General features: G+C 67.9%; 26 protein-coding genes. 7 read left to right on the top strand and 19 right to left on the bottom strand.

What is annotated here, in order from left to right:
* Window positions 1-16: 16 nt before the first annotated feature.
* The 5 genes from AAD027_RS14610 to AAD027_RS14590 all read right to left on the bottom strand — a co-directional run bounded on the left by AAD027_RS14610 (window position 17) and on the right by AAD027_RS14590 (window position 3,507).
* On the bottom strand, window positions 17-508 hold the full coding sequence (locus AAD027_RS14610) for a TPM domain-containing protein (RefSeq protein ID WP_341726760.1): 492 nt from the start codon (window positions 506-508) through the stop codon (window positions 17-19).
* Window positions 508-1,413: a TPM domain-containing protein gene (locus tag AAD027_RS14605; RefSeq protein WP_341726759.1), complete on the bottom strand. Its 906-nt coding sequence runs from the start codon at window positions 1,411-1,413 to the stop codon at window positions 508-510. Before AAD027_RS14605 ends, AAD027_RS14610 begins: the two co-directional genes overlap by 1 nt.
* A gap of 16 nt (window positions 1,414-1,429) precedes the next feature.
* A complete protein-coding gene (locus AAD027_RS14600; RefSeq protein ID WP_341726758.1) occupies window positions 1,430-2,062 on the bottom strand; it encodes a LemA family protein in 633 nt (210 codons plus the stop codon).
* Between the two features lie 287 nt (window positions 2,063-2,349).
* The gene (locus AAD027_RS14595) at window positions 2,350-3,084 is read right to left on the bottom strand and encodes a TerC family protein (protein WP_341726757.1); all 735 of its coding nucleotides are present in this window, start codon (window positions 3,082-3,084) and stop codon (window positions 2,350-2,352) included.
* 42 nt (window positions 3,085-3,126) lie between these two features.
* Complete coding sequence (locus AAD027_RS14590; protein ID WP_341726756.1) at window positions 3,127-3,507, bottom strand: diacylglycerol kinase; 381 nt, start codon at window positions 3,505-3,507, stop codon at window positions 3,127-3,129.
* 206 nt (window positions 3,508-3,713) lie between these two features.
* Between AAD027_RS14590 and AAD027_RS14585 the strand changes: the two genes are divergently transcribed.
* From AAD027_RS14585 to AAD027_RS14570, 4 genes are all read left to right on the top strand, one after another.
* Complete coding sequence (locus tag AAD027_RS14585) at window positions 3,714-4,436, top strand: SGNH/GDSL hydrolase family protein (RefSeq protein WP_341726755.1); 723 nt, start codon at window positions 3,714-3,716, stop codon at window positions 4,434-4,436.
* Window positions 4,437-4,473: 37 nt separating this feature from the next.
* Complete coding sequence (locus AAD027_RS14580; protein WP_341726754.1) at window positions 4,474-4,890, top strand: hypothetical protein; 417 nt, start codon at window positions 4,474-4,476, stop codon at window positions 4,888-4,890.
* Window positions 4,887-5,234: a nucleotide pyrophosphohydrolase gene (locus AAD027_RS14575; protein ID WP_341726753.1), complete on the top strand. Its 348-nt coding sequence runs from the start codon at window positions 4,887-4,889 to the stop codon at window positions 5,232-5,234. The genes AAD027_RS14580 and AAD027_RS14575 overlap by 4 nt, the downstream gene beginning before the upstream one ends.
* Before the next feature lie 146 nt (window positions 5,235-5,380).
* The gene (locus AAD027_RS14570) at window positions 5,381-5,839 is read left to right on the top strand and encodes a VOC family protein (protein WP_341726752.1); all 459 of its coding nucleotides are present in this window, start codon (window positions 5,381-5,383) and stop codon (window positions 5,837-5,839) included.
* Window positions 5,840-6,089: 250 nt separating this feature from the next.
* Here AAD027_RS14570 and AAD027_RS14565 read toward each other — a convergent pair whose 3' ends face one another.
* From AAD027_RS14565 to AAD027_RS14525, 9 genes are all read right to left on the bottom strand, one after another.
* Entirely contained in the window at window positions 6,090-6,467 is a 378-nt protein-coding gene (locus tag AAD027_RS14565; protein WP_341726751.1) for a VOC family protein, read from the bottom strand.
* 26 nt (window positions 6,468-6,493) lie between these two features.
* Window positions 6,494-7,138: a sigma-70 family RNA polymerase sigma factor gene (locus AAD027_RS14560; RefSeq protein WP_341726750.1), complete on the bottom strand. Its 645-nt coding sequence runs from the start codon at window positions 7,136-7,138 to the stop codon at window positions 6,494-6,496.
* Window positions 7,139-7,248: 110 nt separating this feature from the next.
* Window positions 7,249-8,205, bottom strand: coding sequence for an isoaspartyl peptidase/L-asparaginase family protein (locus AAD027_RS14555; protein ID WP_341726749.1), 957 nt, complete (start codon window positions 8,203-8,205; stop codon window positions 7,249-7,251).
* A 75-nt stretch (window positions 8,206-8,280) separates the two neighbouring features.
* On the bottom strand, window positions 8,281-9,516 hold the full coding sequence (locus tag AAD027_RS14550) for an ABC transporter permease (RefSeq protein ID WP_341726748.1): 1,236 nt from the start codon (window positions 9,514-9,516) through the stop codon (window positions 8,281-8,283).
* A gap of 70 nt (window positions 9,517-9,586) precedes the next feature.
* A complete protein-coding gene (locus tag AAD027_RS14545; RefSeq protein ID WP_341726747.1) occupies window positions 9,587-10,330 on the bottom strand; it encodes an ABC transporter ATP-binding protein in 744 nt (247 codons plus the stop codon).
* Window positions 10,327-11,862, bottom strand: a complete 1,536-nt coding sequence (locus tag AAD027_RS14540; protein WP_341726746.1) for an efflux RND transporter periplasmic adaptor subunit — start codon at window positions 11,860-11,862, stop codon at window positions 10,327-10,329. Before AAD027_RS14540 ends, AAD027_RS14545 begins: the two co-directional genes overlap by 4 nt.
* Before the next feature lie 113 nt (window positions 11,863-11,975).
* Window positions 11,976-13,247 carry a sensor histidine kinase gene (locus AAD027_RS14535; protein WP_341726745.1) on the bottom strand — a complete coding sequence of 424 codons (1,272 nt, stop codon included), beginning with the start codon at window positions 13,245-13,247 and terminating at the stop codon, window positions 11,976-11,978.
* A gap of 51 nt (window positions 13,248-13,298) precedes the next feature.
* Window positions 13,299-14,000, bottom strand: a complete 702-nt coding sequence (locus AAD027_RS14530; RefSeq protein ID WP_056879702.1) for a response regulator transcription factor — start codon at window positions 13,998-14,000, stop codon at window positions 13,299-13,301.
* Between the two features lie 222 nt (window positions 14,001-14,222).
* Window positions 14,223-14,771: a TetR/AcrR family transcriptional regulator gene (locus AAD027_RS14525; protein WP_341726744.1), complete on the bottom strand. Its 549-nt coding sequence runs from the start codon at window positions 14,769-14,771 to the stop codon at window positions 14,223-14,225.
* Between the two features lie 159 nt (window positions 14,772-14,930).
* Between AAD027_RS14525 and AAD027_RS14520 the strand changes: the two genes are divergently transcribed.
* Window positions 14,931-15,545, top strand: coding sequence for an NAD(P)H-dependent oxidoreductase (locus AAD027_RS14520; RefSeq protein WP_341726743.1), 615 nt, complete (start codon window positions 14,931-14,933; stop codon window positions 15,543-15,545).
* 8 nt (window positions 15,546-15,553) lie between these two features.
* Here AAD027_RS14520 and AAD027_RS14515 read toward each other — a convergent pair whose 3' ends face one another.
* The 4 genes from AAD027_RS14515 to nudE all read right to left on the bottom strand — a co-directional run bounded on the left by AAD027_RS14515 (window position 15,554) and on the right by nudE (window position 18,204).
* The gene (locus tag AAD027_RS14515; protein ID WP_341726742.1) at window positions 15,554-15,856 is read right to left on the bottom strand and encodes an Mpo1-like protein; all 303 of its coding nucleotides are present in this window, start codon (window positions 15,854-15,856) and stop codon (window positions 15,554-15,556) included.
* A 149-nt stretch (window positions 15,857-16,005) separates the two neighbouring features.
* Entirely contained in the window at window positions 16,006-16,842 is an 837-nt protein-coding gene (gene mazG / locus AAD027_RS14510; protein WP_341726741.1) for a nucleoside triphosphate pyrophosphohydrolase, read from the bottom strand.
* Window positions 16,820-17,659 (bottom strand): 3'(2'),5'-bisphosphate nucleotidase CysQ, encoded by an 840-nt coding sequence (cysQ, locus tag AAD027_RS14505; RefSeq protein WP_341726740.1) that lies wholly within the window; start codon window positions 17,657-17,659, stop codon window positions 16,820-16,822. The genes mazG and cysQ overlap by 23 nt, the downstream gene beginning before the upstream one ends.
* Window positions 17,656-18,204, bottom strand: coding sequence for an ADP compounds hydrolase NudE (gene nudE, locus AAD027_RS14500; RefSeq protein ID WP_341726739.1), 549 nt, complete (start codon window positions 18,202-18,204; stop codon window positions 17,656-17,658). The genes cysQ and nudE overlap by 4 nt, the downstream gene beginning before the upstream one ends.
* Before the next feature lie 74 nt (window positions 18,205-18,278).
* Between nudE and bioA the strand changes: the two genes are divergently transcribed.
* A complete protein-coding gene (gene bioA, locus AAD027_RS14495) occupies window positions 18,279-19,673 on the top strand; it encodes an adenosylmethionine--8-amino-7-oxononanoate transaminase (protein WP_341726738.1) in 1,395 nt (464 codons plus the stop codon).
* A 106-nt stretch (window positions 19,674-19,779) separates the two neighbouring features.
* The gene (locus AAD027_RS14490; RefSeq protein ID WP_341726737.1) at window positions 19,780-20,511 is read left to right on the top strand and encodes a 16S rRNA (uracil(1498)-N(3))-methyltransferase; all 732 of its coding nucleotides are present in this window, start codon (window positions 19,780-19,782) and stop codon (window positions 20,509-20,511) included.
* Window positions 20,512-20,573: 62 nt separating this feature from the next.
* On the opposite strand, the gene AAD027_RS14485 is transcribed toward AAD027_RS14490, so the two are convergent.
* The gene (locus tag AAD027_RS14485) at window positions 20,574-20,948 is read right to left on the bottom strand and encodes an EF-hand domain-containing protein (RefSeq protein ID WP_341726736.1); all 375 of its coding nucleotides are present in this window, start codon (window positions 20,946-20,948) and stop codon (window positions 20,574-20,576) included.
* Window positions 20,949-21,005 lie beyond the last annotated feature (57 nt).

Raw genomic sequence — 21,005 nt, 5'->3', positions numbered from 1 at the left:
CGCTCCTACGGGGGTATCAATCCAGCAGATGCGGCCGGTTGGGCAGCTCGTCCTCGTCGGCGTGGCCTTCCAATTGCGGGAAATGCGTCGCCAGCAGGTCCGAGACGGCATGGATGCCCTCGATGATCGCCTGCTCGGCCCTGTCCTCGCGCATGCCGGCTTCGATCAGGTGGCAGACCTCGCGCCACTGCGCATCGCTGACGCGCCCATTCAACCCCCGGTCGGCGACGATCTCGATGCGGTGGTCGGCCAGCAGCAGATAGATGAGGACGCCGTTGTTGCCCTCGGTGTCCCAGGTGCGCAGCCGCACGAACACCTCGTGCGCACGTTCGCGCGGCTCCACGCCACTCAGCACCGCGCTGACCGGCAGGTCCGATTCCACCGCGAACATCACCTCGCCCCGGTGCCGGCGCTCGCCCTCTGCGATGGCCTCGGTGATGTGCTGCAGGCTGGCCTCAGGGAACAGCCGGCGCGCGGAACGGGCGAACAGATGGCGGAAGACGCGCATCACCAGCTCCCCGAGGCGCCACCGCCTCCCGACATGCCGCCACCGCCGCTCCAGCCTCCCCCGCCGAAGCCGCCCCCGCCGCCGCCGAAACCACCTCCGCCCCAGCCACCGCCGCCACCTCCCCAGCCGCCCCAATCGCGATGACGGGCGTAGCCGCCGCGGGTGGACACCGACATCAGGCCGTAGAGCAGGCCGAGCACGCCGGCGATGCCGCCGACCGTGAACAGCGAGGACAGCAGCAAGGCCACGCCGCCCGCTGCGCCACCGGTGAACAGGCCTCGGATGCCGGACGGCGCCCGGCTGAACATGCCGCGCACGATGGTCGCCACGATGAAGGCCGCGAACAGGGCGAACAGCAGGCCGCCGCCACGCCCTTCGCCATCGGAGGCGCGATGCGTGCTGACCGGTTCCGGCAAGGGCTCGCCATCGATCAGCTTCACCAGCGCCGCCGTCGCATCGGCGATGCCGCCGCCGAAATCGCCGGTGCGGAACCTGGGCGCCAGGTATTCCTGGATCACGCGGTTGGCGACGGCATCCGGGATGGCGCCCTCCAGCCCGTAACCGGTCTCGATGCGCACGCGGCGGTCGTCCTTGGCCACCAGCAGCAGCACGCCGTCGTCCACGCCCTTGCGGCCGAGCTTCCACTGCTCGAACACGCGCACCGCGTATTGCTCGATGGTTTCCGGCTGCGTGGTGGGCACCATCAGCACCTGCAACTGGCTGCCCTTGCGCTGTTGCAGGGCCAGCGCCTGCTGTTCCAGTTGCTGCTTCCGGGCGGCGTCCAGCGTGCCGGTGGTATCGACCACCGGCGAATCCAGTGCGGGAATGCCCGCCAGCGGCTGCGCCCATGCCGGCGCGCAGGACAGCAGCAGGCAGAGCGAGAGCGCCAGCGCACGCACCGACATGGCGCCGTGGTACCGGTCAGTTGCCGGGCGGCGGGGACTGCGGCTCTGGCGATGCGGCGGGCGCTGGCGCGCCGAAATCGACCGCGGGCGCTTCGGAGATCGCCGCTTCGTTCTCGACGGTGAAGTTGGGCTTTTCCTTGTAACCGAAGATCTTGGCGGTGATGACCTGCGGGAACGAACGGATGTAGGTGTTGTAGTCCTGCACGGTCTGGATGTATCGGCCGCGCGCCACGGTGATGCGGTTCTCGGTGCCTTCCAGCTGCGCCTGCAGGTCGCGGAAGGACTGGTCCGACTTCAGGTCCGGATAGTTCTCGGTGACCATCAGCAGCCGCGACAACGCGCCGGACAGTTCGCCCTGCGCCTGCTGGAACTGCTGCAGCGACGCCGCGTCGTCCGCGTTTACCTGGATCTGGCCGACCCGTGCGCGCGCGTTGGTCACCTCGGTCAGCACCTGGCGCTCCTGCTGCGCGTAGCCCTGCACGGTCTTCACCAGGTTGGGAATCAGGTCCGCGCGGCGCTTGTACTGGTTCAACACCTCCGACCAGCCGGCCTTCACCGCCTCGTCCTTCTGCTGGATGGTGTTGTAGCCGCAACCGGAAAGCAGTGCGGTCAGCACGACGAGCAACCACAAGCGCGGTACCTGACGCATGGCACGGTTCTCCAAGGAGACGAAACTGCGTGGATTGCAGCACCTTGCCCCCATCGGCGCAAGCGCTGTTCAACGAACGCTCGCATCGTGCCCGCTTGTTAGAAACAGGTGAAGCGAGAGGTGTCCGGAATTGGGTGCCGTGGGTTGGCGGGGAACCGAACCGTATCCCTTTCCCCGTCAGCAGGGAGAAGGACAGCCCCGCACTGGAATCCGGATACCCAAGGAAAAAGGGCCCTCCGCGAACGAAGGGCCTTTCGATGGCATTGAACCCGCAGGCCCCGAGCCGCCTACTCGCGCAGCATGCGCTGGTTGGCGCGCTTCTTCGCCCACAGGTTGAGGCACTCGACCGCCGCCGAGAAGCCCATCGCGCCGTACAGGTAGCCCTTCGGGATGTGCATCTCGAAGCCATCCAGCAGCAGGTACGCGCCCACCAGCACGATGAAGGCCAGGGCCAGCATCTTGATGGTCGGGTTGTTGTCGATGAACTGGCCCAGCGGCTTGGCCGCCAGCAGCATCACCGCCACCGCCAGCAGGATCGCCGCCACCATCACCGGCGTGTGGTTGGCCATGCCGACCGCGGCGATCACCGAATCCAGCGAGAACACGATGTCGATCACCGCGATCTGCGCGATCACGCCGGCGAACGACACCGCCGGACGCGTGTGCACGTCTTCGGACTCGGGCTCGCCCTTCACCAGTTCCAGGATTTCCTTGGTGCCCTTCACCAGCAGGAACAGGCCGCCGATGATCAGCACCAGGTCGCGCACCGAGATGCCCTGGCCGAACAGCGTGAACAGGTCCTGGGTCAGTCCGGCCAGCCAGGCCAGCGTCAGCAGCAGGCAGATGCGGGTGATGCACGCCACCGCGATGCCGAACTTGCGCGCCACTTCGCGCTGGTGCGGCGGCAGTTTGCTGACGGCGATGGAGATGAACACCAGGTTGTCGATGCCCAGCACGATCTCGATCGCGCTCAGCGTGACCAGTGTGATCCACACCTGCGGATCGGTAAGCAACTCCATCATCGGGAAAACACCTTCATGGGATCAATTCGGAAAAGCGTGGTTTCAGAAAAAGCGCGGCGCCAGGATCAGGGCCCAGCACAACAGGACATTCATCATCAGCACGAACACCGCCGCAGAACCCATGTCCTTGGCGCGGCCGGCCAACTCGTGGTGTTCCGGGCCGTAGCGTTCGATCACCGCTTCCACCGCCGAGTTCAGCAGTTCGGCCGCCAGCACCAGCAGGCAGCTGCCGATCATCAGCGCGCGTTCCAGTCCGTCCTGGCCCAGCCACAGCGCCAACGGCACCAGCACGGCCAGCAGGTAGACCTCCAGCCTGAACGACGACTCGTGCAGCCATGCCGCACGCAGGCCCTGCAGCGACCACACCGCGGCTTTCAGGATGCGGCCCGGGCCGCGGGGGAGGTGTCCGGTTTCGTCGGCCATGGAGTCCAGGCAATCAGCGGGCAAAGGGCGGTCGGTCGACACCATCCCGGCCTGGCGACCAGAAGGCGGCGCCGTGGAGCGAGTGGCGCGGGTGGAAAGGCGCAATTTTGCCACAAGGCGCCTGCCGCCGCCGTCCGCGAGCCCGGTTTGCATCGCCGGGCCACGGCTGGTCCACTATCCCCTGCCTTTCGTTGGAGTCATCGCATATGTCCCCGGGTCGCTGGAATGTCCGCTGGAACGCCCTCTCTTCGCTCGCCCTGGCCCTGCTGCTGGCCGCCTGCACCAGTGCCCCGCCGGCCGCGACCGCGCCGGCCGCCCCGCCGCAGGTGCCGGAACAGGTTTCCAGTACGAACTGGGAGCAGGACATGCAGCAGTTCGAGGCGGCGGACGCGCAGTCGCCGCCACCGCGCGGCGCGGTGCTGTTCATCGGCAGTTCGTCGATCCGCTTCTGGGAGGCGCTGGCGCAGGACTTCCCCGGCGTGCCGGTCATCAATCGCGGTTTCGGCGGTTCGGAACTGCGCGACAGTACCTGGTACGCCGACCGCATCATCGTGCCCTATGCGCCGCGGCAGATCCTGCTCTATGCCGGCGACAACGACCTCAACGCCGGCCGCAGCCCGCGGCAGTTGCGCGACGACTTCCGCGCGTTCGTCGAACGCGTGCGCCGGGACCTGCCGGACGTCAGGACCGCCTACATCAGCACCAAGCCCAGCCCCTCCCGCGCGCACCTGTTGCCCGCGCAGCGCGAGGCCAATGCGCTGGTGCAGGCCGAGGCGCAGCGGCTGGGCGTGGACTACATCGACATCTTCACGCCGATGCTGGACGCCAGCGGACAACCGAACGAGGCGCTGTTCATCGAGGATCGGCTGCACATGAACCGGGCTGGTTACGAGATCTGGCAGCGGGTGATCGCGCCGTATATTCGCTAGATGGGCTGCTCAAAATTTCTCGCAATAAGGATTGACCATGTTCCTATTCAAGACTTCAGGGGCGACGCTTGCCAGTGTCGTGAAGAATCAGAAGCATGCGTTTAGAGGTCAGCCTCGCGACTGGCATATGGGCGAGATCGTCCTTGTCAGCAAGAACCGCGCGGACTGCGATAAGAACGAGCGCCAAATTCAATATGTCATGGTGCTTGATTCAATACGCCACATACAACCGGGCGAATCGGAGCGGTACTGGCCAGGTACAGAGGGGCGGTGGCGCTATCTTGTTCAGTGTCGCGACACACAGCGGGTCAACCGCCCGTTCAATCTACAAGAAGCACTTGGTATTTCTGCAAAGGAGTACTCGGCAGTTATGACCTTCAAACGCCTCAATCCAGAACATGAAGTACAACTCCGCACATTCCTGAAACATCGTGAGCCAGAACTATTGCCATGAGCTCAGTCCCGGAACTACAGAAAAGACTAAGAGCCTTTGTTGCTGCCCGTGATTGGGCCCAGTTTCACTCACCAAAGAACCTTGCTGCAGGCCTAGCCACTGAAGCAGCGGAGATTCTTGAGATATTTCTTTGGCTCACAGAAAAGGAAAGCACACAGCTGAGTGCCGACAAACTCGCACGCCTTAGAGACGAGCTTGGAGATGTGCAGTTGTATTTGGTGAACCTTGCCGACAAATTTGGGCTTGACCCTCTTGAGTGCGCCTCGGCTAAGCTCGAAATTAATGAGACAAAATATCCGGCGGAGCTCGTGCGTGGTAGCGCCAAGAAATACAACGAATATTAGACAGTCGCAGTCTGAAAATTTACTCAAACCGAACTCACTTTTCGGTGCAGAGTGATTCCGCACCCTTCAACACCCAACCTCCTCCACACCTGCATAACCCCCACCGCCGTATGTTCGGGCTCCCGCCGCCGCGCGAGTCCCCGGCCATGCATACCACCTCGTACAAGCCCGACGGCTACCACACCGTCACCACGTACCTGATCGTCGACGACGCGACGCGCGCGCTGGATTTCTACCGCGATGCGTTCGGTGCGCAGGAACTGTACCGGCTGCCGATGGGCGACAGGATCGGCCATGCCGAATTCCGCATCGGCGATACCCCACTGATGATCGCGGACGAATTCCCCGACCTGAACGCCCTGTCGCCCAGTACGCGCGGCGGCCCCACGTCCACCTTCCTGATCTACGTGGAGGATGCCGACGCCGCCTACGCGCGCGCGGTGAAGGCCGGCGCCACGGCGGACCGGCCGGTCAAGAACGAATTCTGGGGCGACCGCATCGGCACCGTGATCGACCCCTTCGGCCATAAGTGGTCGCTGGCCACGCACGTGGAAGACGTATCGCCCGAAGAAATGCAGCGCCGCATGGCGGAGTGGGCCGCCTAAGAACCTGTTCACGATCTCGAAAAAAAGGAGTTCGTCATTCCGGCGGCTTTCAACAGCCGAATGGCTGGTCAAGCCGGAACCCAGTGTCTTTGCTCTTCGGAATGCTCGCGTCGACTCAATGAAAGTCGCTGGGTTCCGGCTTGCGCCGGAATGACGGGTCTTTTTTCTCGAATACCGGCCGCGCTTATCGAGATCGTGAACAGGCTTTAAGGCCTGGCGCCGACAGCCGGCGCCAGGCACTCGTTCGCGGTCAGGCCCTCCGTGCCGCGCCCGGCGGCTGGTGCAGGCTCAGCGCGTTGCCGTCCGGGTCCAGGAAATCCATCGACAGCCCGCCATCGGGCGATTCGCTCACCGGCACCACGATCTCCACGCCTTTCGCCGCCAGTGCGTCGGCATAGTCGTCGATGCCGCCCTCCAGGCTGAACACCACCACCGGCGATTCGCCGATGCGGGCCGGGCGCGGGATGAACACCAGCGTCAGCCCGCCCACTTCGCCCATCGCCCAGGGCCCGTCGTGGCCGTCCAGCGGTTCGACCGGCAGACCCAGCGTGTCGCGATAGAACGCCACCGACCGGGCCAGGTCGGAGACGAAGAAAACGATGGCGCCTATCTTGCAATTCGTCAGCATCGGGAATCCTCCTGTGTTGGTCCCGTCTATCCGTTGCCGCGGGAAGGCGAAGCGTGAGCAGGCGCATCGATCAGGATCAGGTGGCCATCGGCATCGTGCGTGCCCAGCCCCTCGCCGACCCGCATCGCCGCCATGAGCGCACGGCGCGCCAACCCGAACGGCAGATCGACGCTGCGCGCCGGATCGCGCAGGTAGGCCAGTGCGATGCTTTCGGCGCGGACGTCGCCGGGCTGGACCGCCAGGGCCTTGCGGATCGTGGTCAGGCGCTGGCGGAACGCCGCCGGTTCGATCCGCAATATCCAGCGGATCTCGTCGGCCGACAGGCCATGCAGTGCCAGCACGGCGACCCGGCGGGCGGCGGGCGGCAGTGCCTCCATCCAGGCCGGGGCACGCACCTGTGCGTGCGTGGCGGCATCGCCGGAAGCGCTGTCGGCAACACTGTCATCCTCGGAGTCCGCCGATGCCCGAGCTTCGCGCTGCCGACGCCTCGCCGCCGTCCGCGCGGCGAACGCCGCCTGCCGGCGCAGCACGCCCGACAGCCATGGCAGGTCGCAACGGCCCGCCGCGAGCGCGGCCATCAGGGTATCCTGCACCAGGTCTTCCGCGTCCTCGGCGCGTCGGCACAGGCGCAGGGCCTGCGCGCGCAGTTGGCGGTAGGTGTCCAGGTCCATTGCGCCATGGTGGCATGCCACGACCGTTACCCGGTAGGAACGCCCCATGGGCGCGATGCTTTTTCCGTCATCGTGCGGAAAGCATCGCGCCCGTGGGGCGCTCCTACGCATCAAGGGTCGTGGTGGATGGCGGTGCCGCGCGTGCCGTCGGGCCGTATCCACCCGCGGTACATGCCCGACGTGCTGAACGCCATGGCGACATGGCCTTCGCGATCCAGCGCGATCGCTCCGCCATCGCCGCCGTGCGCGGGCACTTCGCCCAGGATCACGTCCTCGGTGGCCGTCTGCAGGCGATCGCCGCGATAGGCCACGCGCGCGGCGATGTCGTGCGCCGCCGCGTTGCGGATGTAGAACTCGCCCCAGCCGGTGCACGATATCGCGCAGCGCGCGTCGGCCCAGGTGCCGGCGCCGATCAGCGGCGAATCGCCCACGCGGCCCCAGCGCTTGTTGGTCATGCCCCCGGTGGACGTGGCCGCGGCCACGTGGCCATGCGCATCCAGCGCCACCGCGCCCACGGTGCCGAAGTATTTCCCGCGCAGGTCCTGGCTGGCCTGCCAGGCGTTCTGTTCGCGCTGCTGCGCCTGTCGCAGTTGTTCGCGCCGCGCATCGGTGCCGAACCATTCGTTGGGCACGCGCTCGATGCCGGGCTGCGTATCGGCGAACTGCTCCGCGCCGCCGCCGATCAGGAACACATGTGGAGAGTCTTCCAGCACGCGGCGCGCCAGCCGCACGGGATTGCGCACCGTGGACACGCCGGCCACCGCGCCGGCACGGCGGCCGTGGCCGTCCATGATGGAGGCGTCCAGCTCGTGCCGGCCATCGGCCGTGAACACGGCGCCGTGTCCCGCATTGAAATAGGGGGAATCCTCCAGCCGCGCCACCGCGGCTTCCACCGCGTCCAGCGCGCTGCCGCCGGTGGCCAGCACCGCATGGCCGGCATCCAGCGCGCGGTCCAGGTCGGCCAGGATGGCGCGTTCGGTCGCGGCGCCCAGCAGTTGCCGCTCGATCACGCCGGCACCGCCATGGATGGCCAGCGCCAGGGGCCTGCGAAGTTGACGTGCACTCATGGCATCCGGCCACCGAACGACGCAACGGGCTGCCAGCATACTCCCGCCGGCGGGCCCTGCCACCCCACGGATGGCCTATTGCGAACGCAACGCTTCGATGGGATCCAGCTGCGACGCCTTGCGGGCCGGGTAATAGCCGAAGAACAGGCCGGTGGCGATGGAGAAGCCGGCCGCCAGCCCGATCACCTGTCCGTTCAACGCCACCGGCAGTTCGCTGAACCTGCCGACCAGCAGCGCGCCGACCATGCCGATGCCGATGCCCAGCACGCCGCCGATCAGCGAGATCAGCATCGCCTCGGCCAGGAACTGCCTGCGCACGTCGCTGGGCCCCGCGCCCACCGCCATCCGCAGGCCGATCTCGCGGATGCGTTCGGTCACCGACACCAGCATGATGTTCATGATGCCGATGCCGCCGACGATCAGCGAGATGGTGGCCACCGCGCCCAGCAGCAGCGACATCAGCTTGGTGGTGGCGGTGCGCGTGGCGACGATCTCCGAGATGTTGCGGACGTTGAAATCGTCCTCGGCGCCGGGCGCGATCTTGTGGCGCTGGCGCAGCAGCGCTTCCACCTCGCCCTGCACGTAGCCCAGGTCCTTGGCGTCGGCCACCGTCAGCGCCACCTGCATCACCGCGCCGGGCGGCAGGCCCATCGACCCCAGCAGGCGGCGGCGCGCGGTTTCCAGCGGCACCATGATCACGTCGTCCTGGTCCTGGCCGAAGCCGCCCTGCCCCTTCGGCGCCAGCGTGCCGACCACGGTGAACGGCACGCGCCCCAGCCGCACCGTCTGGCCGACGCCGCTGTCCTCGCCGAACAGCGTGCGCCGCACCGTCTCGCCCAGGATCACTTCCTTGCCGGCGCTGGAATAGTCCTGCGCGTCGAAGCCCTCGCCGTTGGCGATGGTCCAGCCGTTGATGTCGAAGAAATCCGCCTGCACGCCCTGCCAGCTGGTGCTGGCGTTGTTCTCGGCGAACACGATCTGGGTGTTGCCGCGCAGCGCGCCGGCCACGTACTGCACTTCCGGTATCTCGTTGCGGATGGCGTCCACGTCGCCCTGGTTGAGGGTGAAGAAGCTGCTGGAACTCATCCGCACGCCACCGCCGCCGCGGGCGGCGCCGGGGCTGATGTCCAGCCGCTGCGAACCCAGGCCGGAAACCAGCTTGTCGATCTCCGCCTGCGTGCCCTGCCCCACCGACACCATCACGATGACGGCGGCGATGCCGATGATGACGCCCAGCGAAGTCAGCGCGCTGCGCATCCAGTTGCCGCGCAGCGCATAGATCGCGGTGCGCAGGATGTCGGAGAAATTCATGGGATTCGTGATTGGGGATTGGGGATTGGCAAAGCGGCTTCCTGTTCCGGCAGGGCGGGATGCGAGGTCTTCATGGCGTGGCTCCTCCGAATCCCGAATCCCGTCTCCCCGATCCCGGCTCTTCGTGCAACTCCCCGTCGCGCATCACCAGGATGCGATCGGCGTGCGCGGCCACTTCGGGGTCGTGGGTGATCAGGATGACGGTGTGGTCATCGTCGCGCAGGCGCTTGAACAGGGACAGGATTTCCTCGCCGGTCTTGCTGTCCAGGGCGCCGGTGGGTTCGTCGGCCAGCAGGATCGGCGGCTTGTTGATCAGCGCGCGCGCGATGGCCACGCGCTGCTGCTGGCCGCCGGACAACTCGCTGGGCTTGTGCCCGGCGCGTTCGGCCAGGCCCACCGCGGCCAGCGCCTCCTGAGCACGCGCAGCGCGCTCGGGCACCGGCACCTGGGCGTAGCCCAGCGGCATGGCGACGTTCTCCAGCGCGCTCATCCGCGGCAGCAGGTTGAAGCCCTGGAAGACGAAACCGATCTTCTCCCGTCGCAGGATCGCCAGTTCCTCGGCGTCCAGCGTGGACACGTCGATGCCGTCGCACAGATAGCTGCCGGTGCTGGGCGTGTCCAGGCAGCCGATCAGGTTCATCAGCGTGGACTTGCCGGAACCGGACGGCCCCATGATGGCGACGAAGTCGCCCCGCCCCACCCGCATGTCCACGCCCTTCAGCGCGACCACCTCGGCCTCGCTGCCGGGCGAATAGACCTTGCTCAACCCGAAGGTCTGGATGACCGGGACGGTGTCGGGAAGAGGCGCGCTCATTCCTTCGCACGCTCGCCGACGACCACCACGTCGCCTTCCTTGATGTCGCCGGACACCTCGGTGCTGGTGCCGTCGCTGGCGCCCACGCGCACCTGCACCTGTTCCGGCTTGCCGGCGACCAGCTTGTACAGCGGCGCACGCCTGGCGCCCAACAGGGCGCGCAGTTCGCTGTCCCAGCGCTGCCGCTGGGCGTCGTCCAGCGTGGCGCGGAACGGCGCGAAGTCCTGCTGCATCCGCTCGACCATGCGCTGGCGGATCTGCGCCTGCATCGCGCCACTGCCCGCACCGGAGGACACGACCACGCGCGGTCCGCCGCCGGGGCCGCCGCCGAACATGCTGGCGCCGCCCTGCTGCACTTGCGCCGTGCGCGCCGCCTGGCGTTCGCGCACAGCCGCAGCGGCGGCATCGAAGGCGGCCTGCTGCTCGGGCTTGAGCTGCAACGCGCCGGCCACGCGCGCCAGGTCGTCGCTGATGCCGCCGCCGCGCGGCTGCCCCGCCTGTTGCTGCGTGGCGACGGTCGCGCCGGCTTGCTCGCCGGTGGGCTTGTAGCGCAGCGCCGCATTGGACACCTTGAGGATGTTGTCGCGCTTGCTGACCTCGATCTCGGCGTTGACGGTCAACCCCGGCAACAACGTGCCATCGCTGTTGTCCACGCTGACCACCACCGGGTAGGTCACGACGTTGCTGGTGGTCGTGGCCGCCAGCCGCACCTGCTGCACCTCGCCACGGAACTGGCGGTCGGCGAAGGCGTCCACGGTGAACGACACCGCCTGCCCGACCTTGACCTGGCCGATGTCGGCCTCGTCCACGGCCAGTTCGATCTTCATCTTGCTCAGGTCTTCGGCGATGGTGAACAACTCGGGCGCCTGCAGGCTGGCCGCCACGGTCTGGCCGGGTTCGATGGTGCGGGTCAGCACCACGCCGTCCACCGGCGAACGGATCACCGTGCGGTCCAGGTTGACCCGCGTGGTCTGGGTGGCTGCGGTCTGCTGCTGGATCTGCGCCTGCGAGGCGTTGACCTGCGCGCGGGCCTGGTCCAGCGCGGCGCGCGCCAGGTCCACGTCGCTCTGCGCGACCAGTTGCTGCTTGCCCAGGTCGGCCTTGCGCTGGTAATCCAGTTCCGCGTTGCGCAGGGTGGCCTGCGCCTGCCGCAGGCTGGCCCGGGCGCTGGCGATCTGCGCGTTGCCCTGCTCGATCTGCGCCTCATAGGTGCTGGGGTCGATGCGCGCCAGCACCTCGTCCTTCTTCACCTCGCTGTTGAAGTCGACCAGCACGTCGGTGACCTGGCCGGAAATCTGGCTGCCCACGGTGACGGTGGAAATGGCGCTGAGGGTGCCGGTGGCGGAAATCGCCACCCGGATGTCGCCGCGTTCCACCGTGGTGGTGCGGTAGGCGCCTTCGGCCGCCTCGTTCTTGCGCGAGTTCCAGAACCACAGGCCCGCGCCGGCGATGGCGACGACGGCCACCCCGGCCAGCAGGCGGGGCAGCAGGGAGGATTTCTTGCGGAGTGCGGTGCGCGGGGGCTGGCTCATGCAGTGAGTCGGCTCGGGAAGGGAGGGGACGGAAGGGTTAACGTACTACAGGCACGCCGGTTGACAGCGCCATTGCAGGCCCGGTTCCCGTTGGGATCGGTTAACGATAGGGACTACGGAACGAAGCGGATGGTCGCAGCCGTGCCCCGGCCCAGTTCGCTGTCCAGTTCGATCTTCCAGCCGAAGCGGTCGCACAGCCGGCTGACGATGGACAGGCCGAGTCCGCTGCCGTGCGGGCGGCTTGGGTCGGCGCGGTAGAACGGCTCGAACACCCGCGTCATCGATTCGGCCGCCATGCCGATGCCGGTGTCGCGCACGATCACCCGGTCCGGTTCCAGCACCACGTCGATGCGGCCCTGGTCGGTATAGCTGCAGGCATTGCGCAGCAGGTTGCTGACCACCACCTGGAACACCCGCGGCGGCGCGTGCAGGCGCGGCTTGGCGTTGCAGGTCACTTCCAGGTCCACCGGCTTGTTGAGCAGCAGCGCGCGCGCGTTCTCGGCCTCGTCCAGCACGATGTCGGCCACGTCGAAATCCTCGCTCTGCGGCTCGACCTCGGCCTCGCGGGCCAGGATCAGGAAGGCGTCGATCACCGCCTCCATGTCGCGGCCGGCGCGCTGGATGCGGGTCAGCGCGCGGGCCACCCGCGGCGGCGAGTCCTCGGCCATCGCCATGTCGCTGGCCACGCGGATCACCGTCAATGGCGTGCGCAATTCGTGGCTGGCATCGCGGGTGAAATCGCGTTCGCGGGCCACGTGCGCGGAAACGCGCTGGGCCAGCCCGTGCAGCGCGGACGCCAGTTGCCGGGCCTCGCCCTGCACTTCCTTCGGCAGCCGCTCGGGTCCCAGCCCACTGACGTCGGGCCGGCGCGGGTCCCATTCGGCCACCTGTCGCGCCAGCCAGCTGACCGGCGACACCAGCCGCTTGGACGCGCGGTAGGTCAGCCACGACACCAGGTAGATCGCCACCAGCGTCATGATGATGGGCAACGTGCCGAAGTAGAACGCCAGCCGCTCGGCCTGCGAGCGCAGGAACACCAGGTAGAGGCGTCCGGCGGGCTGTTCGTCTACCAGCACCAGCAGATCGTCGGCCTTCAGTTCGTGGAAGCCGGGCTTCAGCCCACGCAGGTTCTCCGGCAGCACCAGGTTGGAATGGCCCTTGACCACCAGGTAGCCGCGCAGGTTGTGCGTGTTGGGCGGCGGCTGCGCGGTGGACGCGCTGTAGAGCTGCCAGAAATGGCTGGCCTCCTCCTGCAACGCGGTGTTCATCAGGCTGTGCTTGATGACCGCCGAGATCAGGTAGACGCCCAGCACGATGGCCAGGCTGACCATCACGGCCTGCAGGATGAAGGCGATGCGGAGTTTGCGGGGCAGGCCGTGGGGCATGGCGCGTCCGTCAGACGAAGGCCGGATTATGCCGTGCCCGCACTGCCGCGGTCAGCCGATGTCCGCGATGCGGTAGCCGGCGCTCTGCACGGTATGCAACAACGGCTTGTCGAAGGGTTTATCGATGACCTTGCGCAGGTTGTACAGGTGGCTGCGCAGGGTGTCCGAATCCGGCAACCCGTTGCCCCATATCTCGCGCTCGATCTCCTGCCGGGTGACCACGCGCGGCGACTCGCGCATCAGGATGGTCAACAGGCGCAGGCCTATGGGCGAGAGCATCAGTTCGGTGCCGCCGCGGGTGGCGCGCATACTGACCGGATCCAGCACTAGGTCGGCCACCTTCAGCACTTCGGCACCGACCTGCCGCCGCTCGCGGCGGATCAGCGCGCGCAGGCGCGCTTCCAGTTCCTGGATGGCGAACGGCTTGGTGAGGTAGTCGTCGGCGCCGGAACTCAGTCCGGTGAGCTTGTCGTCCAGCGTGTCGCGCGCGGTCAGCATCAGCACCGGCGTGGACTTGCGCGCCTCGTTGCGCAGGCGCTTGCAGACTTCCATGCCGTCCAGGCGCGGCAGCATCAGGTCCAGCACCAGCACGTCGTAGCTGTTCTCCACCGCCAGGCGATACCCGTCCAGGCCGTCCGTGGCGTAGTCGACCTCGAAACCGCGACCTTCCAGGTATTCCCCGATCATCTCCGAGATATTGCGATTGTCTTCCACCACCAAGACCAACCCCGCGGTTTCCTGACTGTGGCGCATGACGGCTCCTTTTGGCTTCAGGTTTGTGAAACTACCGGCCGCCCGGTTGAGGCCACGTGAAGGCGCGATTACCCGTTCAGCCGCCAGTGGGCAAGCGACGTCCTGTGCCGCGGGCATGCGCGCCGCACAAGGGCGCGGACGCCGCTAAGCTGCCGTCCCCACCCCGACCCGCGCGCCCATGACCGCCCGACTGCTGCCCCTGTCCGCGGCGTTCCTGATGTTCTACGAGTGAGGCGCGGCCGCTCGCCGGCCGCGCTCGACCATCGCCACGATGATCTCGAAAAGCTCCTGCTTGGCCTGCGCCGCGGTGAGGTCGCCGACCACCGCGGCCTCGGACAACGCATCGGCCGCGCCGAGCATGCCCCAGAACACCGCCTTCGACAGTCCGCCGGCGAACGGCGCCAGCATCGCCCGGCACTTGCCGATGAACACTTCCTGGTACTGGCGCTTGATCGCGGCCAGTTCCGGCGAGCCCGCCAGCGCGGCCACCACGCCCGGGATTTCGCGCCCCTGCGAAAGCACGCAGTCCACGTAGGAAGACGCGATCACCGACGCCCGTGCGGCCAGCCTCGGTTCGCTGTCCGCGAAAGCGGCATCCATCGCCGCGGTCTGCCGCGCATCGAAGTCCTGGTAGAGCGCCGCCAGCAACCCGGCGCGGGTGCCGAAGTGGCCGTACACCAGCGGCTTGGTCACACCGGCCCGCTCGGCGAGCCGCCCCAGCGTCAGCGCATCGGTGCCTTCCTCGCGCACCAGCCGCCATGCCTCGTCCAACAGCTGGCGCAGGCGGTCCCCGCGCGCCAGGCGCTGGCGCGGAAGAAGTTGGGGTGGCCGGGGATGCCTGTGGCTTGACACCGCTTATATACCAAAAGTAAGTTACTATTAGTATATAAGAATCGCACCGCCACGCCAACCGCCTTCACGGAGTTCCCCATGCACGCATTGATCGTCACAGCCCACCCTCGCCCGGAATCGTTGACCCACGCGGTGGCTGCGCGGCTCGCGGAAGGCGTGGCCGCGTCGGGTCACACCGCCGAGATCGCCAACCTCGCCGCGGAAGGCTTCGATCCGCGCTTCAACGCGAACGACATCGCCGTCCACCTGCGGCAGGCGCCTCCCGCCGCGGACGTGCTCGCCGAACAGGCCCGGCTGGACCGCGCCGACGCGCTGGTGCTGGTCTACCCGGTGTACTGGTGGTCGATGCCCGGCCTGCTGAAAGGATGGATCGACCGTGTCTTCACCAACGGCTGGGCATACGACGAAGACGCCGAGGGCCGACTGGCGAAGAAGCTTCAGCGCCTGGCCGTCCACCTGGTCGCCATCGGCGGGGCCGACATGCGCACCTATGCCCGCCATGGCTACTTCGGCGCGATGAAGACGCAGATCGACCACGGCATATTCGGCTACTGCGGCGCCCGCGTGATGACATCGGAGTTGCTGCTGCCGTCGGCGGACGGCGACGCCGCCCGGCACCTGGAAACGGCGCGCGGCCTGGGAACGGGCATCTTCGCGGTGCATCCACGATGCGGCATCGCGGATGCGGCCTGAGCGGGAACTCAGAAGGGAATCCGACCGGTGACGATGTCCCTGAACATCACCCAGTCGCCGGCGAACGAATAGAAGGGATGCTTGAACGTGGCGGGCTTGTTCTTCTCGAAGAAGAAATGCCCGATCCATGCGAAGGCATAGCCACAGACCAGCGCGCCCAGCAGCCACCACGCGTTGCCGTCGACGATGGCCCACGCCACCAGCAGCAGGGCGCCGCAGCTGCCGATGAAATGCAACCGGCGCGAGGTGCGGTTGCTGTGTTCGTTGAGATAGAACGGATAGAACTCGCGGAAGCTGGCGAAGCGGCTCATGTCCCCTCCCAGGGTCAGGCGGCGCGTGGCGGAGACATGATCGCCGCCACGCCGGCCAGGCACAAGCCCGCGCCCGGCAGGTGGGAGCGGCCTCCGGCCGCGATCCCTTTTGCCCGATAAAAGCTCGCGCCGGGACGGCGCTCCCACCGTCAGAAGGTGGGCTCTCGCTTGCGTTCCTGCTGTTTCACGCGCTGCCACAGCGCTTCCTGCTGCTCCAGCGACAATGCGGACAACGCCGTGCCATCGGCGGCGGCGAACGCCTCCATCGCGCGGAAGCGGCGCTCGAACTTGAGGTTGGCGCGGCGCATCGCGCTGCCCACGTCCACCCTGGCGTGGCGGGCCAGGTTGGCAGCGACGAACAGCAGGTCGCCGATCTCGTCCTCCAGCCGCTCGCGGTTGTCGGCCACGTCGCCACGGGCGAACTCGGCGCGCACTTCCTCGATCTCTTCGTGCAGCTTGGCGATCACCGGCTGCGGGCCGGGCCAGTCGAAGCCCACGCGCGCGGCGCGCGATTGCAGCTTCACCGCGCGCTGCCATTCCGGCAAGCCGCGCGAGACGCCGGCGAGCGCGGACGCGTCCTGTTCGCCGGCGGCTTTCCGCTCGGCGGCCTTGATCGCTTCCCAGCCGACGGTCTGCGCCTCGGCATCCTCGAACGAGGCATCGCCGAACACGTGCGGGTGCCGGCGCACCATCTTGTCGCAGATGGCCGCCACCACGTCGCCGAACGCGAACGCGCCCTGCTCCTGCGCCATTTGCGCGTGGAAGACCACCTGCAGCAGCAGGTCGCCCAGTTCGTCCTTCAGCGCCGGCAGGTCGTGGCGGTCGATGGCGTCGGCGACCTCGTAGGCTTCCTCGATCGTGTACGGCGCGATCGTGCCGAAGTCCTGTTCCAGGTCCCACGGGCAACCGCCATCGGGATCGCGCAGCCGGGCCATGATGGCCAGCAGCGCGGCGATGTCGGTCTCAGGCCTGGCGCGCGTATCCATGCTCGTTCCCGCCACCGTCCGCGTCCAGCCAGTCGCGCCACGGCAACGTCATGTCGCCCAGCGCGACGAAGTCGCCATTGAGCAGGGTCTCGCGGCGGTTGTAGCGGAACGCGCGGCCGTCCGGCGCCAGCAGCGCGCCCCCGGCGGCTTCCAGCACGCATTGCGCCGCGGCGGTGTCCCACTCGCTGGTCGGGCCGAAACGGGGATAGACGTCCAGCGCGCCCTCGGCGATGCGGCAGAACTTCAACGACGAGCCCAGCGCGACCTCCTCGATGTGGCCCATGCGGTCGAGGAACGCCTGCGTGCGCGCATCCCGGTGCGAACGGCTGGCGGCGACGCGCAACGTGCCCGTGGCCGGCGCGCGCGTGCGGATCTGCGCATCGACCTCGCCGACCCGGCGATAGGCATTGCGTCCCTGGCGCGCATGCCAGGTCTCGCCGGTCGCCGGCGCGTGCACCACGCCGAAGATGGGCTCGTTCTGCTCGATCAGCGCGATGTTGACGGTGAATTCGCCGTTGCGCTTGATGAATTCGCGGGTGCCGTCCAGCGGGTCCACCAGCCAGTAGGTGGGCCACTGGCTGCGTTCGGCCCAGGGGATGTCGGCGGCTTCCTCCGACAGCACCGGCCATTGCGGGGTCAGTCGCCGCAGGCCGTCGGTGATGACGCGGTGCGCGGCCAGGTCGGCGGCGGTCAGCGGGCTGTCGTCGGTCTTGCGTTGCACATCGAATGCGTTTTCGTACACGGCCATGATGGCCTGGCCCGCTTCGCGGGCGATGACGATGACGGCTTCGTGCAGGTCGGTGGTCATGCGGCTCATCTACGGCCTTGCAACCATTCGCGGGCGATGAACAGAGCCGCCAGCGAACGACCTTCCGAAAAATCCTCGCGCAGCATCAGCTGGTCGAGGGCATTAATCTTCCACGGCACTACTTCCAACTCCTCGGGTTCGTCCCCGGGCAAGCGCTCCGGGTACAGGTCTCTCGCCACCACCAGCCAGGACTGGTGGCTCATGTAGGTGGGCGCCAGGCTCAGGCTGCGCAGCACGTCGATGCGGCGCGCGCCGTAGCCGGCCTCTTCTTTCAGTTCGCGGTCGGCGGCCTGTTCCGGCGTCTCGCCGGCGTCGATCCTGCCCTTGACCAGGCCCAGCTCGTAGCGGTGCATGCCGGCGGCGTATTCGCGCACCAGCAGCACCGTTTCCTCGTCGATCATCGGCACCACCACCACCGCCCCGTGGCCGCTGGACTTCAGCCGGTGGTAGCGGCGGCGTTCGCCGTTGCTGAACTCCAGGTCCAGTTCCTCGACATGCCGGTCCGGGCCATCGGCCCGTTCGGTGATGCGATGGATGGTGGGGAGGCGGTTCATGCCGCGCCGCGCTGCCCATGCCCGGTGTCGGGACGACGGGGACGGCAGGGGGCGGTGGCCGATATCATGAGGGGATGCGACAGACGGATCATCAAGTGGGAATGCTAACAGAGGCGGACGACTGGCGTGTCCGCGATCTGTCGGTGGTATGGCATCCGTGCACGCAGATGCGCGAACACCCAGACACCTTGCCGCTGGTGCCGATCCTGCGCGGCGAAGGCGCGTGGCTGGTCGGCCACGACGGCAAGCGCTACCTGGATGCGGTCAGCAGTTGGTGGACCAACCTGTTCGGCCATGCCGAACCGCGCATCGCCGCCGCCGTGGCCGCGCAGGCGGGACAGCTGGAACAGGTGATGCTGGCCGGCTTCACCCATGCGCCGGCGGTGGAACTGGCGGAGCGATTGCTGGCCGTCGCGCCACGGCAGGCGGGCCGCGCGCCGCTGGCCAAGGTGTTCTACGCGGACAACGGTTCGGCCGGGGTGGAGGTGGCGCTGAAGATGGCGTTCCACTGGTTCCACAACCACGGCGAGCACCGGCGCACCAAGTTCGTCGCGCTGGAGAACGGCTACCACGGCGAGACGCTCGGCGCGCTGGCGGTCGGCGATATCCCGCTGTACCGGCGCGTGTACGCGCCGCTGCTGAGCGAAGCGCTGTTCGCGCCCTCCCCCGACGCCTACCTCGCCCGGCCGGACGAATCGCCGGCCGACTGCGCCGCGCGCGCCGCCGACGCGCTGGCCACGCTGCTGGACCGGCATCCGGGCGAAGTCTGCGCGGTGATCGTGGAGCCCCGCGTGCAGTGCGCCGGCGGCATGCGCATGCACCATCCCGACTATCTGGCCCGCGTGCGCGCGCTGTGCGACGCCAGCGGCGCGTTCCTGATCGCGGACGAGATCGCCGTCGGCTTCGGCCGTACGGGCACGCTGTTCGCCAGCGAACAGAGCGGCGTGATGCCCGACCTGCTGTGCCTGTCGAAGGGCCTCACCGGCGGCTTCCTGCCGCTGGCGGCGGTGCTGGCCACGCAGGCGATCTACGACGGCTTCCTGGACGACTCGCGCGAGCGCGCCTTCCTGCATTCGCACAGCTATACCGGCAATCCGCTGGCCTGCGCGGCGGCACTGGCCTCGCTGGAGATCTTCCGCGAAGACGACATCGTCGCCCGCAACCTCGCCACCGTCTCCGCGATGGCGGCCCTGGCCGAACCCCTGTCGCGCCACCGGCACGTCGCCGACGTGCGCCAGGCCGGCATGATGCTGGCGTTCGAACTGACCCGGGACGGCGACAAGGCCGCCCCCTTCCCCGCCGCCGCACGGATCGGCCTGAAGGCCTATCGCGCGGCGCTGGCCCGCGGCGTGGTGCTGCGCCCGCTGGGCGACGTGCTGTACTGGATGCCACCGTATTGCGTGGACGAGGAACAATTGCAGTTGCTGGCGGACGTCACCCGCGCCGCCATCGACGAGGCGACGGCGTGATGTGCCTCCGCCGCCAGAACGGCCCATGCAGGAGGGGCTTTAGCTCCGACCGCGAATTCAAAGAAAAAAGCATCGGGGCTGAAGCCCCTCCTACAGGGAATGCGCCATGCGTTTGACCCGCAGCTACGTGGATGCGCCGCTTTCGCCTGGCCGCAGCCTGGCCCTGCCGGAATCGGCGGCCAACCACCTGACCCGCGTGCTGCGCCTGCGCGAAGGCGACGCGTGTGTGCTGTTCAACGGCGACGGCCTCGACCATGCCGCCCGCATCGTCACGGTCGGCAAGCGCGAAGTCGTCGCGGAAGTGCTGTCCTCGCGCGCCGTAGACAACGAATCGCCGCTGCGCATCACCCTGCTGCAGGGCATCGCACGCGGCGAGAAGATGGACCTGATATTGCAGAAGGCCACCGAACTGGGCGTGGCCGCCGTGCTGCCGGTGGTCGCCGAACGCACGGAAGTGAAGCTGGACGCCGAGCGTACGGAGAAACGGCTGGCGCACTGGCGCAGCGTGATCGCATCGGCCTGCGAACAGAGCGGGCGCGCCACGGTGCCGTCGTTGTCGCCACCGTTGCCGCTGGCCGACGCCGCACGCGGCCTGGCCGATGCCGGCACGCGCCTGACGCTGGACCCGACCGGCGAAGTCTCGCTGGCGACGGTGAGCGTGGAAGCCGCGTCCGTGGTGGTCGCCATCGGCCCGGAAGGCGGCTGGTCGCCGCGCGACCGCGAGACATTGCGCCTGGCCGGTTTCACCGGCCTGCGCCTGGGTCCGCGCATCCTGCGCACGGAAACGGCGGGCATGGCCGCCATCGCGGCGCTGCAATCGCGGTTCGGGGATTTGTAGGGCGGGCGAAGGCCCGCCGTCAGCATGGCGATGGTGGGCCAGGGCCCACCCTGCACTCCGGTTCAACGCCAGTTGGCGAGTTCTTCCGGGGTGATGCGGCCATCGCGGTTGCTGTCGACCAGGCGGAACTCGCTGTACAGCGCATGGCTTTCCGGAATCTCGTCGCGGGTCAGCACGCCATCGCCATCGGCATCCAGATCGGCCACGGTCACGCGGTAGTCGGCGGCATTGGACAGCGCCTGCGGTTGGCCCCAGTTGACGATCACCGGCCCGGTGCCGGCCTGCAACTGCGTGCTGCCGCCATTGAGGCGGGCTTCGGTCTGCGCCTGGTAGGTGATCGGGTTCTGCACGACCGGCGAAGTCTCGACGGCCCGGGTCTGCGCCTGCGCCATCGGAGCGGCGGCCAGCAGCGTCATCAGGATCAGTGGCGTCTTCATGGTGCTTCCTCCTCTTGCGTGGTGAAGCTGCCCATCGCTGGCGGAACCGACGGTGAA

The sequence above is a fragment of the Pseudoxanthomonas putridarboris genome (genome assembly GCF_038321125.1).
GTDB classification, from domain to species: domain Bacteria; phylum Pseudomonadota; class Gammaproteobacteria; order Xanthomonadales; family Xanthomonadaceae; genus Pseudoxanthomonas_A; species Pseudoxanthomonas_A putridarboris.
Note: the sequence above shows the minus strand (reverse complement) of the source record. Positions and strands in the feature narration are given on the sequence as shown.